At 53.7% G+C, this 16,853-nt stretch carries 14 protein-coding genes; all 14 read right to left on the minus strand.

Translation table 11 applies throughout. The features are described 5' to 3' along the window. Positions 1-117: 117 nt before the first annotated feature. On the minus strand, positions 118-3,360 hold the full coding sequence (locus ACURWW_RS00375; protein ID WP_445615022.1) for a PKD domain-containing protein: 3,243 nt from the start codon (positions 3,358-3,360) through the stop codon (positions 118-120). 105 nt (positions 3,361-3,465) lie between these two features. Continuing rightward, complete coding sequence (locus ACURWW_RS00380; RefSeq protein ID WP_445615023.1) at positions 3,466-3,711, minus strand: hypothetical protein; 246 nt, start codon at positions 3,709-3,711, stop codon at positions 3,466-3,468. A 9-nt stretch (positions 3,712-3,720) separates the two neighbouring features. Beyond that, positions 3,721-4,422 carry a hypothetical protein gene (locus ACURWW_RS00385; protein WP_445615024.1) on the minus strand — a complete coding sequence of 234 codons (702 nt, stop codon included), beginning with the start codon at positions 4,420-4,422 and terminating at the stop codon, positions 3,721-3,723. A 266-nt stretch (positions 4,423-4,688) separates the two neighbouring features. Next, positions 4,689-5,126 carry a hypothetical protein gene (locus ACURWW_RS00390; RefSeq protein WP_445615025.1) on the minus strand — a complete coding sequence of 146 codons (438 nt, stop codon included), beginning with the start codon at positions 5,124-5,126 and terminating at the stop codon, positions 4,689-4,691. A gap of 287 nt (positions 5,127-5,413) precedes the next feature. Next, the gene (locus ACURWW_RS00395) at positions 5,414-5,953 is read right to left on the minus strand and encodes a hypothetical protein (protein ID WP_445615026.1); all 540 of its coding nucleotides are present in this window, start codon (positions 5,951-5,953) and stop codon (positions 5,414-5,416) included. A gap of 92 nt (positions 5,954-6,045) precedes the next feature. After that, positions 6,046-7,443: a hypothetical protein gene (locus ACURWW_RS00400; protein ID WP_445615027.1), complete on the minus strand. Its 1,398-nt coding sequence runs from the start codon at positions 7,441-7,443 to the stop codon at positions 6,046-6,048. A 19-nt stretch (positions 7,444-7,462) separates the two neighbouring features. After that, entirely contained in the window at positions 7,463-7,936 is a 474-nt protein-coding gene (locus ACURWW_RS00405; protein ID WP_445615028.1) for a DUF4150 domain-containing protein, read from the minus strand. A 50-nt stretch (positions 7,937-7,986) separates the two neighbouring features. Then, positions 7,987-9,069, minus strand: a complete 1,083-nt coding sequence (locus ACURWW_RS00410) for a hypothetical protein (protein WP_445615029.1) — start codon at positions 9,067-9,069, stop codon at positions 7,987-7,989. Continuing rightward, positions 9,069-10,085 (minus strand): DUF2169 family type VI secretion system accessory protein, encoded by a 1,017-nt coding sequence (locus tag ACURWW_RS00415; protein WP_445615030.1) that lies wholly within the window; start codon positions 10,083-10,085, stop codon positions 9,069-9,071. Before ACURWW_RS00415 ends, ACURWW_RS00410 begins: the two co-directional genes overlap by 1 nt. A gap of 4 nt (positions 10,086-10,089) precedes the next feature. Continuing rightward, positions 10,090-11,328, minus strand: a complete 1,239-nt coding sequence (locus ACURWW_RS00420) for a TIGR02270 family protein (RefSeq protein ID WP_445615031.1) — start codon at positions 11,326-11,328, stop codon at positions 10,090-10,092. 52 nt (positions 11,329-11,380) lie between these two features. Beyond that, the gene (locus tag ACURWW_RS00425) at positions 11,381-11,932 is read right to left on the minus strand and encodes a DUF6484 domain-containing protein (RefSeq protein WP_445615032.1); all 552 of its coding nucleotides are present in this window, start codon (positions 11,930-11,932) and stop codon (positions 11,381-11,383) included. A gap of 8 nt (positions 11,933-11,940) precedes the next feature. Further along, the gene (locus ACURWW_RS00430; protein ID WP_445615033.1) at positions 11,941-13,947 is read right to left on the minus strand and encodes a type VI secretion system Vgr family protein; all 2,007 of its coding nucleotides are present in this window, start codon (positions 13,945-13,947) and stop codon (positions 11,941-11,943) included. Positions 13,948-14,125: 178 nt separating this feature from the next. Continuing rightward, on the minus strand, positions 14,126-14,608 hold the full coding sequence (locus ACURWW_RS00435) for an Hcp family type VI secretion system effector (RefSeq protein WP_445615034.1): 483 nt from the start codon (positions 14,606-14,608) through the stop codon (positions 14,126-14,128). A 261-nt stretch (positions 14,609-14,869) separates the two neighbouring features. Continuing rightward, the gene (locus ACURWW_RS00440; protein ID WP_445615035.1) at positions 14,870-16,843 is read right to left on the minus strand and encodes a ShlB/FhaC/HecB family hemolysin secretion/activation protein; all 1,974 of its coding nucleotides are present in this window, start codon (positions 16,841-16,843) and stop codon (positions 14,870-14,872) included. Positions 16,844-16,853: the final 10 nt, after the last annotated feature.

Consider the following 16,853-nt stretch of genomic DNA (forward strand, 5'->3'; position numbering starts at 1 on the left):
CCGCTCTATTCGAACAGCTCGATGGGCCAACACCGTTAGCCGCACGTTCATTCTCACAGATTGAGTTACACTTCTAATGGAACCCACCTCTTTCCGTCTTCGGGAGGACAACCGAAATTATAGTTCCGGCACAACCGTCAAGCCCGGATCAAATTCATAGATCATTCGAGTATTCTCCGGGGTGCCATCTGTACACCAAACCTGATATATATCAAGCTCTTCATCCGTGGCGTAAAAATACAGCAAACCGTTGTGCTTTTCATAAACCTCAATATCGATGTTTTCGGATTCAGCTGAAAAGACGCGAATTGTCCCTGAATCCGTACCGTCAGTTCGCCACAATTCGGTCCTACCAGTTGGGCGAGAATATAAGGTAAACAATGCAACATCCTGGACAACATGGAATTGTCTGATGGCTAAGCTACGTTTATTACCAGGAATGAGTTCTTTTATCATTCGCGAACCTTCCTCAGTTCCATCACTTACCCACAACTCCTGTCCCGCTTCGTCTGAGAAAACGGTAAAAATCAGCCCACTCGGTATCGCAGCGATAGCCCCATTGAAGCGGTTGCCACCGGACTCAGCGTCGAAGCTGACTACCATTTTAGTTCCAGTTTCGCTGCCGTCGGACCGCCAAAGTCCAGCGGAAGCGTGATCAGTTCTACCAATAAAGAAGGCTGCTCCATCAAAAGACGCTATTCCCCCATACCGTTCGTCAAGTCCGTTGCCGCCTGGATACAAATCCTTCACCATAAAAGTACCATCAGGCGACCCGTCGCTGACCCAAAGCTCTGCACCCAAACCTGAGTCCGGATCATTGATCGCCATAAATACCTTGTCATTTACGGAGGTCATAGCAACCCCACGGAACCGTTCCGTTCTGCCATCAAATTGGTGTAGACGTTGTGTTCCCTCGTCCGTTCCGTCGGATACCCAAATCGCATCCTTCCGCGCGTCCATGTCGGTGGCAATCAAGTACAAGGCGCCGTTCAAATACTGCATGGTTCGCATTGAGGTGCTTTGTTCACCGGGGCTAAGGTCCTTCACAAGCTCAGTTCCGGTCGGGGTACCGTCCGTCCGCCACAACTCTCGACCCAGAAATTCGTCCTCCGCGAAAAGAAAAGCAAACTCGCCAGCAGAAGCAATGTTATAAACCGAATCTTTTCCATTCCTATTGAAATCAACTACTTGGTTCGTACCTTCTATAGTCCCATCGCTAGCCCACAACTTGGAATCGCCGGTATGATCAACGGCCGAGAAGACAACCTTGTCGCCCAGGTTGACACTACTTACAAGGCGAGAACTGGCGTTTGTGGTTTGATTGATATCTGCCAAGAGTCGCGTCCCAGACGGTGTCCCGTCTGAAGTCCAGATCTCATTGCCGTGGATGCCATCATCGACGGCGAAGTAAAAGGTTTCATCAATACTCGCCGAGTGGAACGCAATATCAGGGATATCGACGGCAGAAGAAAAATCCTTCACAACAGAAGTCCCGGCTACTGAACCATCCGTCATCCACAACTTGAGTCCGGTTCCGTCGTCACCAACAAAATAAGCGTTTCCTTGATGTTCAACCATAGCGCTTGTCAAACCCTCGATAGACACCCCAGCAAGCTTTATCGTGCCTTCACCGCTTCCATCGGTTCTCCACAATTCTTTATTACCATCTACTCTGACCTCAAAAAAAACGTACTCGCCTGCGGAGAATAGATCTTGGTAGACAAAAGGAGATCCAATATCAATATCCTTAGCCGAAAAGTCCATTACGGACCAAATTCTGGAAGGCGTTCCGTCCGTAGCGTAAATGTGATTCGCATCTGTGTACGCTTTAAAAAAGAGTAGAGCGCCGTTCGTGGCGAACGATGGGTTAATGTATTGAGTTACGTAGGCTTGACCAATATCCATAACATTTTTCGTTCCCTCCATTGTTCCATCAGATCGCCAAACACCCCATCCAGATGATGTATCATGAGCTACGAAGAACAAGTCCGATTTGAACTCCGTTAAATAAAACGAGTCTCCCCCGCCAGATAATCGACGCAGCAGTACCGTACCTTTCTTTGTACCGTCGCTGACATGCAGCGCACGATTAGATCCGTCAACTTCTTCGACAATAAAAAGGCGATCTCCAGCCACAATCATCGATTCAACTTTCATATCAAAAAGCTTTACGGTTCCCTCGGAGTTGCCGTCGCTTCGCCATAAGCTATTTCCTGACCGGCTCTGTATTTCAAAAAAAACATGATTCTCGAACACTATATGTTTATTCGCTACACTAGGAAATATTCTTCGTAGATCGTTATTCAATCTGTCTAAACGCCAAAGGCCGGCATTTTCGACAGGATCGTTATTCTGAATGAACAGATATCCCCCCATTATGAATATGTATTCAATATCGCTCGAGTTTCGAAAGGAATCTGCGTAATCGGTCAAACGGAAATCTTTAACAAGTTCCGCTTTACCGTTTTCGTACTTCCACAGTTCATTACCATGAATGCCATCGTCCGCATTAAAATAAAGCGTACCATCCAAATCACCGAACTGCCGCGCACCATAATTGTGCCCAACATCGTTAATCTCGATCAAAGGACGGGTGTTCGCCTCCAAACCACCAGTCACCCAGGGTTCAGTTCCTGATTTGTCACTGTACGCTTCGAAAACAACCAGGTCTGATACAGCGGGTTTGGTATGAACTCTGACATTATCCGTAGATGATTCGCCACGGTTATCGGTCACTGTCAACCGAAAGGTCAACGTGTGGACTCCAGGGGGCATTACGAATCTTGCACTCGGTGTACTAGTACCACTGAGGCTGACGCTGTGGCCGGATACTTGGGTCCACCGGTAGCTTGCTATCGTCCCGTCATTATCACTACCGATGCCGGTCAGTTTTACAATTTCTTCCGCATGGACCATCTGGTCATTACCCGCATTCGCCGTTGGTGCCAAATTCATTGTGATAGTGGTAACGGTGAATACGGCGTTTACCCCCCCAACGGTGAGGACTACTTCTATGCTCTCGCCGTAATTATTTGCAGCTGTTGTTCTCACCCTAATGTTCTGACCTGGCTCCACGGTACCGTCGGAACTGGTAAACCCTCCACCATCGATTGAGTACTCTCCGCCCATAACGCTAACTGGTGCTGCTGTGTCGATGCCGACGATCTTTATCACGTTAGAGGTAACCAGCCTACCAACCTCAACCTCGGTCTGTGGAGCGAAGCTGAACGAATCGGGAGAGGTGTCTGATTCGAGTGGCCGTGGTGATTTATCGCTACTACCACCACCTCCGCAAGCATTGACCGCTGTGATCATCACCATCAGAGTAAAAACGTTAATTCTTTTCAGATATCCTTTCACAAAACATTCTCCTTATTAAATGGTCATTAATCTTCCGTATTCGTTCGTATGTCGACTGTCCGGAATTATTCCAGACGGTAGAGAAAAGCACAATCAGTTGGTAGCTCATCTTACATCGTCTTCGAAAACGACCGTCTCTTGAAAAGGCGTTAAAGCCTGGTAATTGGCAGCGCGCGTAACGACCAACACAAGGTGCTTGAGGGTGTCGAGGGATTGGTCCGGAACCCCGTTTTCTCCGCAACTTACGGAAAATCGGCCGCGAACCAGGATTCGGTCTGAGCCATCAGGATTAATCGTCGCGGCTATGGTAATGCTTTCATTTTCATTCGAAGATTTGAAATAATCGGACATTGACTGTACCTATTCTATCCGGGTCTCTACCGTTAATACGTTCGACGTGTAATCTCCAAGAGTGGCGTAAACTGTATACGTAGCATCACGAACAGGAACTCCCAGGTTGTTAACAAGATCAATATTGAAATAATTCAGAACCGGTTTTTTCAAATCATCTTCTGAATTCTCGACAGCATCTGGGAAAAGGTCATCCACATAATCAGACTCGGGCTCCTGCAAGGATTCAGGAAACCATATCCTGCCCGTATATGTTTGGCCGTTATTCTGATCAACGGCGACAATAGTGACCTGATCAGAAAATTCACCGTTCAGACCCATCGTTCCATATGGCAGCTTCACCACACCCGAAAACATGAGTCGAAACGGACCGACAGTTTGGCCAAACGGTCCGACGGATAGATCGTTTGGTGAGAGATCGCTCGGCCAAGTAGTGATTTCGGGGCCGTTGATCAACAACCCAAGAAAAGGATCGAAATAATTATCGTGCAGGCGTGGGCTGCAGGGATACTCATTAACGGAGTTATTCTCTACCGCCGAGAAATCGCAGCCTTTCGGTATACTGTGCAATTCACCGCTCATCACACCCTCTTTTGCTCTTGACCAGTCGACAGCATCGAAGCGGAAACACACTAGGGTCAATAGAGCCAGAACCAATATCCGCATAAAGATGGCGACAAACCCGGAAAAAATCGCGTACGAACTCTTCACATTCTAGAGCTACCTGCTTATAAGCCAATTACGAATCTGCACGTAGGTTAGACTACTCCACCCTGGCTTCACTTGTCAGCACATTCGATCTATAGGGTCCGAGAGTGGCGTAAACGGTTTAAGTTGCTTGCTCAATCGGAACACCAGAACCAGGTGTCGACGATTACGCGGTCCTTCGTATCACTATCGGAAGGAACAGCGGATGAATGACCAAACAAAGGCGGCACCAATCTACGATGGGGAACAAGGCATAATGACCTGTTGGGTTACGCTTTGCTAACCCAACCTACGGGTTTCACGCCATGTTGTTGAGCGCTCGGACTAGCAATGGAAACACGGGCGACATTGGAGAGATAGGTTCCTACAGAACAAAGGATGTAGTAATCACCCTCCCCTCCAAACTCTATATGGTCCATCACGTTAATGTTGAAGGAGGCTGAACAAATATCGCCGTGGGATTGTACGTCATCTTCGAAAACGACGGTTTCCTTGAAGGGTGTGACGCTCTGGTAATTGGTTGTTCTGGTCACGACCAGCACGATGTGCTTGAGTACATCAGAGGCCGCGTCGGGCACACCGTTCTGACCGCGACGAACCGAGAGTCTCCCGCGGAGCAGGATATTCTCGGAGTTTTCAGGGTGAAGCGAGGCTTGTATTGCGAAAGCGCCTTCTTCCGGGTGAGGTAGGCTCTCGTTTGTAGTCATGGCTCTGTCATCCGTTAACACTAGTGCAGGTGGGGATATTGAGTTGAACCGGATTCGCGTAGGCTGGGTTAAGCCGCAGTCCGCCCAACACAGGAGTATCAACCTGTTGGGTTACGCTGCGCTAACCCAACCTACGATTTCAGCGAACATTCAGCCACTGTAGGTTGGGTTAGGCCGAAGGCCGTAACCCAACACCGGAGTATCAACCTGTTGGGTGACGCTACGCTAACCCAACCTACGGATTCAACGGACATTCAACAGGGGCTGAACGAGAATCTGCCACCGGTCTATTCGCATCTCGTTTTAATAACGATGGTGTTTGATTTATAGGGCCCCAATGTTGCGTAGACCTGATAGGTATCCGCTGCGATCGGCAGTTCCAGGTTGCTAATCAGGTCAATATTGAAATACTCGGTCGTATCTTCTTCTATGGGTGGTGCTCCCTCCACTATCTCGGCCGCAGTCCCCATTCGCTGCATCTTTCCGCTATAGGATTCCCCGCTCGACCGACTTACGGCGACGGTCAGAACCTCGTAAGCCCGATCTCCGTTTAGCCCCAGTGTATTGTGCGGGATTTTCAGCAGCCCTGCGACCATTAGCTTTACGGGGCCCATGGCATTTCCGTCCGGGGTTGCCTCACTAGACTCCAGCAACGCCTCGGCGTCCTCGGGCCAGACCACCTCCTCTGGACCGTTGATCAGTATCCCTCGAAACGAACTAAAAAACGGGTCTTTAAGACGGGGGCTACAGTCAAACGACTGCCCGGAATTATTCCAGACCGTTGAAAAATCGCAGTCCACCGGTAGGTCGTACAGTTCTTCATCCAAGAGGCTACTCCTTCTATTTGTTTCGTCACCAAATGCACAACTACCCAGACTCAGGGCAAAGATCACAACTACAATACTGCTCGATTTAACTGTCATGCTAGGTCGACTTTTCTGACCACTTTCGCACATGCGCCACAATATTCTTTAGGCGCATGTTTTTCTCCGGTTCCGTTGGCCCCAAACATTACGCAACCTGGGGCACCTGACCAGCCAGAAGCGGGCGAATAGGTGGCACCGGCCCCGCAGTGAGGGCCTTGATGACCGTAATCATTCACCCCTCGATTCTCGCCATAAAGGGTCGGAGGGCCATCCGGCAACTTGTTGGATCCGGGTACTTTTGTTCTGTGGCCAAAGGCTACCATACCAAAACGATGGCCAACCTCATGGTTCCATGTGTACTCCCTGGTTTCTGCCGGCATATCCCTCCAGCGTGTTCGTCTTGCACAGGTGATCAGATCATTACCCCCCGGACTCCAACTAAAGCCATTCGTCCAGCCGTTTACAATGTTCACTTTGAGACCGATTTTGAAAATACCGCCCTTCCCGGCTAGCAGCGAGTTCAATGAATCGTCGCGTTTTATCTTGATCTGATGAAAGCCTCCATAGGGAAACCTCGGCGAACCGGTTATTGATACATTCTCCTTTTTTAGACGATAGGTCATATCCGGGCCACCGCTCGGATTTGAATAAAACGCTGCACCCAACACAAACCATTTCTTTTCTTTGTCGTCTTCGTCATCCAAACCGTGCCACAAATAACGGTCGCCCGTGATTGTGATGTATCCCTCTGAAACAGAGATTCCAGGGGCCGAGCCGCCGATCGCTAGCGTCCGGAAATAATCATGCTCCTTCATGGAAGCGATATAATCGGAAAAAACCGCCGCTATACCCACTTTTTTATAGGGATCCGTCAGGGTATAGGCCTTCGCGACCTCGCCTCCAAACTTATTGAGATTTCCGCCTGAATGCATCGCCAGACATTTACGATACGGGATAGTTGCGGGCGCCCCCTCTTGGCTAAGCACGATGGAGTGCTTTTCCGCGTGATTTTCCATCGGAGACAGCGAGTATGAAGGCACCCTTCCTTCAGGGCCACTCATGCTCATGACTTGATAATACAGCTTCCGCTTCGCCTCCACCTCGACGCTTTGGACCGTTGTCCCATTCGCATCCGTGGCTTCCAACTTGTACTTGTTGCCACCAGCGGCTGGAAGTTTGACAAGGCCGTCCAGGAGCACCTCCTTCTCGGAGGCCAGGCCTGAAACATCCTTGGGCATTTTGAAGTTGGGATTTCGATTCTGCTCGGCCTCGCTATACTCGACGTTGTCCTTTCCGGCGGGAACCGCTCTTACGCTAAAGCTGAGCGGGACGCCGTCCTTTGCAAAGAGGGCTTTGATGGATAAAGGGCCGCATCGGTCAACGCTGCCGATATCCGGGTCCTTCGCGTAGGCTTCGTTTTTTTCGAGGTTTACCCATTGGATAATAGCCATTTATGAATCCCTTCCTCTATTAAACGATCTCGATGCCGGTGATCTTGTTCTCTTCGATCTCCGGCGGCGGCATAGCGACCATGGGTGGTTGAACTTCCGGCATCGGTGGTGTATTTGGAGCCGACCCCTTGTTCTGCAGCATCATATCGCCCAGTCGGGGAACGTTCTTACCTTCGATCTTCACGTCAAACGAATAGTTGACGAACTCCGCTGTGCCCTTGGTTTTCCCGGATACCACTCCGCCGCCCGCTGTGCCAGCTTCGTCGCCGGTACTGGTGGAGAAGTTGGAGCCCTTCAACATGACTGGGTTACCGTCGACTTTGACGTTCTTGCTGCCTTTGGCGGTGTCTTTTGACAAAGCGACATTGGGGTAAGGGATGGGAACCGGACCGCCTGGCGACGGGGTTTTGCACACGTCGGGAAACGCTGTTGCGACCCCGTCACTGCTTTTGTGCACGACGGTGCGCGTATTGACGTTCATTGTTGCTGGCATATGCTGCCTCCGTTATCAGCCCCGTCACACTGGGGGGCTATGCACTTTTCCTAGTTGGGGCTTTTGGCCGCCGGCTCGAGCCGCAGGGCCGTGCGGCTTCCGCCGTCCGCTGTGGTCCAGATCAACACCGCCCTAGCTTTGTCGCCCTGCTTTTCGAGGTCATGAATAGCGCTGGCGGCAAGAAGCCCTCCCACTGCCGCTCCCACATCTCCGAAACAGTCGGCCGGGTGGCACAGTGTCTCGCTGTCGCCAACAATGGCGGCCAGGCGGCTCATAATTAGCCCCAACTCGAATGCGAAATAGCTCTCGCCGTTGAAATCACAGTAAACCCGCTGGGCCGGAGCGGTGTTCTCCCAAACGCTTCTGATGGCGTCAGTCAGCCCTTGCCCGGTACTGACTTTATCCGAGCTGAGCGTCTCCGGTTCCACGCCCGAGCCGGTGCAGCCGATCACAGCCAAGGGCTTCGCTCCCCGCGCCAGTGCCCCGGCTTCGGTCTCCAAAAAGAGCATTGCCCCGGCTTCCCCGGGGGTGAAGCCATCCACGTTACGTGCGCTTTTAAGCCGCCATTGTTCGTCCAGCAGTCGCAGGCGATCTTGTATCAGGTAGCTGTCCACGCCCCCAACGATGCATCCGTCCAGTTCGCCCGACTGCAGGAGCTCGGTGGCTTTGGCCAGCTGAGAGATGATTCCGGTTCGCCCTTCCAGAGTTGTTCTAGCCAGCTTCAGACCGAGGCCGGTGCGCTTGCAGAGCAGTGGAAGAAGGTCTCGGCCAAGCTGCATCGGGAGCGTGGCGGCGTCGGTTTGCGGCAGTGCCACCAATAAACCTGTGCGAGCAAGAGATTGTCGGGTCAACCTGGCTTTGCCCAGGACGGCCGCCAGTGGCGGTATCGCCAACTGGATGAATCGCTCAAGGCCTGCAATGGAAGGGTCGACTGCCGGGACCGCCGCCACATGCATGGGCAACGGCTCTTCCCATTCTGGATCGTGCGGCTTGCAACTGAGGTAGGGGTATTCCGTGAAGGCGTTCACACCGGCCTTCACTGCGGCGCAGGTCTGCTCCACATTGGCGCCAATGGGTGTGATTGCGTCGACAGCGGTAATCACCACCCTGCTTTGAGCTTGGGGCTGCGACATCAGGCGGCCCTCCAATGGACGGTTACACGATCCACGTAGAGGAAGTTCCTGGCGCAGGGGATTGCAATTCGCCAGGTGAGCAGGACGCGAAGATCGTCCGGTTCAATCACCACCGTGTCCAGTACCGGAGCAAACTCGAAGGACTTCCCCTTGATCAGGGCGATCGCTCTAAAGCGGTAACGCGGCAGCTCTATGGTCAGCGAGCCGGATTCGGAAAGATTGCTTGCGAACACTCGTTCGCCGTCGGCCATCCCTTCGGGAATACGCAAGCCCGGGTGCGCGGCACAGTGGAAGCGATCGTCAAAATCCAACGGTAAAAGAGGGAACCGCTGCTGCCGCCACTGTTCGTCGTAGGTCCCGGCATAATTGATCCGGGGCTGCCAATTGCGGCCAATAAAGCCAAAGCCCATGGGCTGCGGTGTGTCATCCCACTGGCTGATCGGTTGCGTTGGATGTTCGAGATTGGGTAACGCCAGACCCTCCGTGAGCCCCTGACCTCGTGCGCCGGCGAACCCCTTACCCACCGGATTTGCCTTGTAAAATTCCTGGCTGTCGTCCGCAGTTTCGGCCGCTCCACCAAAAGCGTTCTCGTAGCGGAGCGCCATGCGCTGAAACTTTGCGGGCGAGGTGGGCTGCCAATGCAGACCCTCGCGCCTCCAGAATCTGTCCCCAATCACGTTGACCAGGTGGCGATGTTTGCCTACCTGAAGAGAGGCCGCGACAGATTCCGCCGCCCGTCCACCGGGGGCGTAGGCGTGGCCATTCAACACAATATCGACTCCGGGTTTATTCCAGGCCACATCGGCCTCGTACTGCAAGCTCGACTTGCCCGGTTCGCCGTAGAACACATCCTCGCTTAGCGCCGACACCTGCTCATCGGCAATAACCAGCACAGGGGTATGTGGGCGTATATCAAACGTGCCTTTGATGATGACGGCGGCGTAATTGTACCCGTCCTTGTCCAGGGCCGGCATCAGCTTGGTGCTGAAGGGGGTGTTATCTCTTATTTCGAGCATAAGCTCAGGACTCCCCTTTCATTCGCCAGTTTGCCAGCAACTGGTCCGGTTGCAACAACGCAAGGTCAAATGCTGCCGTTCGGCGTTGACGCTGCAAGCCATTGTCGAGAACCCTCTTTACATGCGCAGGGTTCAGGGGCTGCCCCAGCAGGTAGCGCTGGGCGGGTACAAATCGGCCCTGGTATTTTTGCCAGATGGCGGCGACCTTGTAGGGATCGGGAAAGGCTAGGTGCTCATCTTCATCCATATCAACCCGGTCATCGGCTGGGTCGTCATTAGGCACCTGGTCGTCCAGATCGGGCAGTTCAGAAATGGCGAGACCATTGGTCTCGAGTTCGATTCCAGTGATATTCGTAAACGCCTCACCGGCCAACCTTGACAGTGCCGGCACCCGCATTTGTGCGATTAACCATTCCACCGCGTGGGGGTCTCCGAGCAGCCCACTGGCCTTGATTACGTTGCGTATCTCTTCCGGACTCCTGGCCAACTCGCTGATCCACTTTCGTCCATGCTCGACAGGCAAGGCGCGAAAGGCCAGTTGGATTGCCTTTTCCTGATGAGGGTTTGATTCCATAACAACGGGTTGCAGGTTGTTCAACGCCGAGCGATCGCCAAGGATCACAGCGGACCAACTGCTCCAGAATGCTATATCAGGATGATCGGACCTTATTGCGGGCCGGAGTACCGGCGCGAGGTCTCTGCGTTTGAGCTCACCGACTAATCGCAACCCTCTTGCAAAAAGCCTGTCATGTGCCAAGCAATCGGAGCGCTGGAGGATATTGGTCAGAAGTTCGCCCGGATCCTCGCGACGAACGCTGCACACCGCAAGAGCGAGGTACTTGTGGTCCAGGTCTTTGCTGGTCAGAAACTTTTTTATCCACGAGTGGCATAACCGGCCGGGCAACCAGCCAAGCGCCGAAACAAGCCCTTTGAAAGATTCCTCTGTTGCCAGCCCGTACTCGACCGCGGTCTGAATCTTCGCAACGTCCAAACTGCGGAACGCCAGTACCGATGTAGTGAAGACCTCACCTGGCCCCTCGGTTTCAATGGATCCAAGGCAGATCTCCCAGGCTTCTTCCGGCGCCGACATCAAGGCATCGAGCTGGGACTCGATCCGCTGGTCGAGTTTGAGGACATCGTTCGGGGTGTAATGAGGCTGATCGACGGCCAACGATCGCAGTACCCACAAAAAAGCCGCATCCTCGGCGCAACGTTCGTAGATATCATAATAGGCAGCGTTCATGCCTGGCACCGTCGGTCAAAAAAACAGAGGCGATTCACAGCTCTAGCGAACATCAGTTGACCTGGACGGAGCCACCCATAATGCGATTGACACCGCTGGATCGATTGAGAATGTACTTCCCGCGAATGAGAATCTTGCCCGCGCGCGTGAGCGTAATACTCGACTCTCCGCATCTGAGGGTGATTTCCTTGTTGCCTTCAATCACTACGCGGTCGCCATCAACCTCGGCAACCACTGCCTCGCCGGAACTGGCGGGAGGACGGGCATCCTGTGGCTCCGCCTCAAGCGAGCCTTCGCTGTCCTGCTGCCTTGCGCCATCGAGTATCGCATCCAAGGGGCTGTGGATGAGCCCCATGATCACAGGCTTCCCCCAATCACCATCTGCGAATAGTAGTGCAACCTGTCGATTTTTATGTTTTGGGGTCAGGGCAACGGTCGATAGAGCGGCAACTGGACCATCGGTTCGATTGTTTTCATAGTTCACCAGCGGTTGCCCTGAGGAACTGATTCCCGCAATCGTCCCCAGAACGATCTCACCGGGGGCGACCGCTGTCGGCTCATCGGTGAAGATGGCTTCCGATCTGTCCGCTTGCGATTCAACCATGATCTGCTCTAGTTGGTAGTGACTTTACTGCCCTTGATGACCACATTGCCGCTGCCTTTGACGTTGATCTTGGCGCCAGAAATGGTGATATCGCCGTTCTTTTTCATCACGATCTGGGCGGAGCCGGTCTTCAGTGTAATCCGGTCGTCCGCCTGCATTGTGATGGTCTTGGCCTTCAGGCCGTAGTCTTTGGTAACGGTTTCCTGGTATTGCCCGCTGACGGTCTCCCTGAGATCCTTGCCCACCGAAATGGTCATGTCCTTGCTGATGGACTCCCGGTGCTGCTCGCCCACGTCGATGGTCATGTTCTTTCCGACGGAGACAGACATATCCTTGCCGATCGATTCCCTGTGGTTCTCTCCCACGTCGATCGTCTTATTCTTGCCGATTGTCTCTGTCTGGTTGTTTCCAACGTCCTTGCTGCGATCGTTCCCGATGGTGGACGTCTCGTCGTTGCCAACGGACTTGGTCCGGTCGTTGTCCACCGTAAGGGTCTGGTCGTTTTCGACTTCGGTATCGAAGTTCTTTTCCGCGTGGATGAGGATCTGCTCTTCGCCCTTCTTGTCTTCGAAGCGAAGCTCATTGTAGTTCTGGGGGGTGGCACCCTTGGTCGAGCGCGTCTTGATGCCGCTCTGGGTTTTGGAGGAGTAGACTGGCTTGTTCCAGCCGTTATACACCGACCCCGTCACAAGGGGCCGGTCCGGATCGCCGTCCAGGAAGTTTACAATGACCTCCTGGCCGATTCTGGGGATGAATGACGAGCCCCACTGGTTCCCGGCCCAGGACTGCACCACGCGGACGAAACAGGAGCTGTTCTCGTCCTTGGTGCCCTCCCGATCCCAGATGAACTGGACCTTGATTCGACCATGTTCATCGATGTAGATCTCTTCGCCGTCCGGACCTACAACAACAGCGGACTGTGGGCCGCGCATATACGGCTTCTGGTGTTCACAGCGAGGACGGAAGTGAACATCAGCCGGAATCGCGATGAACTCGTTTCGGTACCGGGAGCCGTCCTCGTCGCCGGCAAAATAGCTGCGGTCGTAAGCCTTGTGGACGACGCTAACCAATATGTAGCTGCCCTTTTCCGATCCTGTCGCGTGTTTCGCGAGCTTGAACTGGCCACCAGCGGTGAAGGTGCTGCAGTCGCTGGTGCCCTTGACCGCATTGCGATCCGCCTCTTCCGCGTCCAGGCGAATCTTAACCAGTTCGCTGCCCTTGCCCGGATCGTAGAATCCGGGGTACTCGTAATGTTCGTAGTCCCCGTTTCGCGGGAAGCGGCTCTTTGTTTTGGTATTCGCAATAAGGTCCTTTTTGGGCTCTTTGAAATTGTAGTCGTTCAGTGACCACTGCCCCTTTCTGAACAGGTAGGTATGCTCCCAACCGGTAATCTGGCTGTTGGGAGTCGAGCCTTTGGAGTACTCCAGGTCGGTTTCGGTGACCTCCTCGTAGGCGTTCTTCTGGTCCACGAGGATGAGCTTGTGTTTGTCGCTCGCGTGTTCGAAGAAGTAGGCGATACCATCTTCTTCCAGAAGACGGGATACGAAATGGAAGTCGCTTTCATTGTGCTGTACGCAGTACTCGCGCTTGCTGCCGCCAGCCGCGCGGAACTCGTAGTCGGAAAATCCGAGATCGTCGAAGACTTTTGAGACGATCTCCTTGGTGTTCTGATCCTGGAAGATGCGGTGATCGTTGGTCTGGGTGAGAAACCACATCCACGGTACCAGGGTCATCCGGTATTCGCGCAGGCTGTCCGCCTTGATCTCGCCGAATACAAAGGATTTCGCGATCCCGTGGAACTGTCGGCGGTGCTCGTTCTGTACCGTTATGGTGGTGCTTTTGCCCACCACGTCATTGGGGTCGACCTCCAGGTTCTCGGAAAGAACCGAAACCTGAAACTCGAAAAGTCCGGAGATCCGCTCTACGCCTTCGAAAGCGGTCAGGAGAAAGGTGTCCTTTCCCAGCGAGAAATCGCCAATAGAAATGAGCCTGTCTTTCTGAGTGATTCCACTCATGTGATCGCACCCTCAACACGACACCGTCTGCAGCGGCAGTGTCGAAATCATCCTTGTTGTGGACCTTCAATCGTCCATTGCTCGGCAATAAAAAGTGTTCAGCAATAAAAAGTGTTCAGTAAGCTGACACAAAGCGGCACCTGGAGACCATTCGCCAGGTGCCGCACACAGGCCAGGCTTAGAGCGGCTTGGCTGTGGTGAGGTCGTAGCCGACCCGCTGAGGGCTGGAGGACTTGTTGCTCTTGTCATAGTCGTTGTAGTTGACCATGATCTTCGAGAAGCTCAGGGAGATGGACTCCATGGGGTCGCTCTCGGAATCACCGGAGATGGAGTACCCGCTCACCAGACAGTCTTCCAGAGTGTAGGTCATGAACTCCACAACTTTGTCCGCGCCGGTCTGAACGAACTTGATAACCACCTTTTTGCCCGCAGAGCCGGTAACCGCTTCCTTGAACAGAGCAGTTGCGGAGTTGTCGGCCATTTTGGTCAAGGTGACTTCGCTGATGGTTGGACGAGTGGCTTCACGGTTGGACAGGTTGCCCGGTTCCATGGTGATGCCGCGACCTACGCCGAACTGAACGGAGTTGACGCTAATGTGGTCTTTGTAACCCTCAGCCGTTACGTTCCCTTTGATTCCCTCGTATTCAAGGTAGATTGCCATTCCTATTTTCTCCTTAGTTTTTAAGTACCACAAAATCACGGCAATTCACGTCGGATGTGAGCATGCCATTTTTATCGAAACAACTCACAGGAAGTCCCCAATGTTAAGGCAGGGAATCCGCTGTGCGGTCCTGTTATTGTCGTCCGAATTCTACCTGTACCGTGTGAAGCGTATCAATCAATTTTATCAACGAAAAACTACGAATAACTTCGTAGAAGGATTCTCTTCCGCCTCAAAATAACTCTTCAACCAATCAAATTACTAAAACGAAGTCTGCAGATCGAAATAGAAATTCATATCGTCGTTCAAGCGCTCTCCTTCGCCGAGGGCGGTATTCTCCGAGGAGACCGGAAAAGCGAATGAAAGGGTACCGCGAACCTTACGTTTGTAATTGATGCGCAAGCCAAAGCCCATATCCGCGAGCCTCGCTTCGGTACCCTCCGCGCCGCGTTGGTACGGGTGTGCTTTTCCGTAGCCCACATCGGCAAACAGAAACGGTTGGAACATATCCTTGAGCCGCTCCCCACCCAGGGAGAACCCACCAAAGCTCGGGCCACTGAAAACCCAGTCCGCCCCTAGGGAAACTGCATCGTCGGCATAGTACTCGTTTACGGCAAAACCTCTCGCGCGAGTCGGCCCCGCGAGTGAGTGCTGATTGGTTGCGGCGAGAGATTCGCCCGCATACTGGACACCCATTCTGAACACAACGCGGCTTTCAACCTCCGTAAAGGGCACCTTGAGGAAGGTCAGCATCGAATAGTCCAATTGCCCCACATAGACGGATTCAGGCTGAGCCTCCTCCGCCCCCTTGAGGAAGTCGCTGGAAATCACCCGGATCTCGCCCTGGTGGAGAATGCGAGGGTCTTCGTCCAGCAGGTCGAACGCATAGAAGATCTCGGTATTCCTCACCGTGTCATCAAGGAAGTCTGCACTGATGCCGCCCAGCGTGATCGTGGATTCCACCTCCGAGGCTCGCAGTCCGATTGCGTGGTTGTTGGCCCGACTGCGCTTGAGCTGATAGCGAAGGGATGCGTCCACGACCAAGGACTCCCCTTCAATTTGGAAGTTGGAGGCCGTCTTTGCCTTGGCATTTCCGCTGCCCAGCACAAAATCATTGTTTGAGGCCCCGAGCCCAAAACGCAGCCGCGGGTGCAGTATGCGGGTGTTGTAGCGCAGGGAGCCGTAGGTGGAGTTGTCCGGCTTGAATGACCCCAGCAAACCCAGGTGGAGCTGATCACCTGTACCCGTCGGGTTGTGCCACAGGGCATCGACATAGGTGCGGTACTCACCCGTGCGGGCCGAGCCGTGATTGTCCGTCCGCACACTGGCGTCGTACCAGCGTTCGGAGAGCACATTGACGTTCAGCCGGGTGTCTCCCACCTGGGTTCCGGGCTCGAAGTAACCCTGGGCGGACAGGCCAGGCATATCACTCACGAGGAAGAGTTTTTCCTCCACGCGACTGCTGACCACCGGTTCTGCCATGTCGCCGGCAAACACTCGCTGAATGCGCTTGTCGGAATAACGATCGTTATTGTGGACCTCCACTTCGCCCAGCTCGCCGAGCAGAAGAGTCAGATTGACCACCCCATCCCGTACATGCTGCTGCGGAATATAGGCCTTGGCGAGAATAAAGCCCCGTTCCCGGTAATAGCGGGTGATGGTGCCGGCAACAGTCTCGATCATTCCCAGGGTGATACCCCGCTGGCGCCGCTGCTCGCGGATCAGGAAGACCAGACGCTGGACCTCCACGGGGCTCACGTGGCGCCCTTCAGTCTCTTTCTCGATTTCCGCAACCAGGTCGGAAACCTCGCTGATCTCGTCCAGGGTGTAGCCGGAGTCCAGCAGTTCGCCCTCTTCCATCAGGTCAAAGCGAATGCGTTCGACCTGCTCGATGATCTCGTGCCGGTGGATCCCCAGTTCCGGGTACTCGATCAGGCCCTGCACCCGGAATTCCTTCACATTCAGTCGCGGACCGGCCATGGGATCGGGGTCCCGGTCGCGGACACCGGGGATGTCCATGTCCAGCAACATGCTATCCCGCTCGAATTCAGGCACCTCGCGAGTGTCCGGCATTTCGAGAAAGCCCGCGTGGCTTTGCAGACTCACGGTGGCCACACCAAGCGCCGTGACGATTGTGGCTCCCCGAAGCAGTATGGGGTTCAGCATCCGTGCAAAGGGATTGCCCCTGTGGTCCCGGGCGGAACCCGACGATCTAAATGCGACTATCACTTTCATCTAATCCTGA

This window comes from Gilvimarinus sp. F26214L (assembly GCF_054401055.1).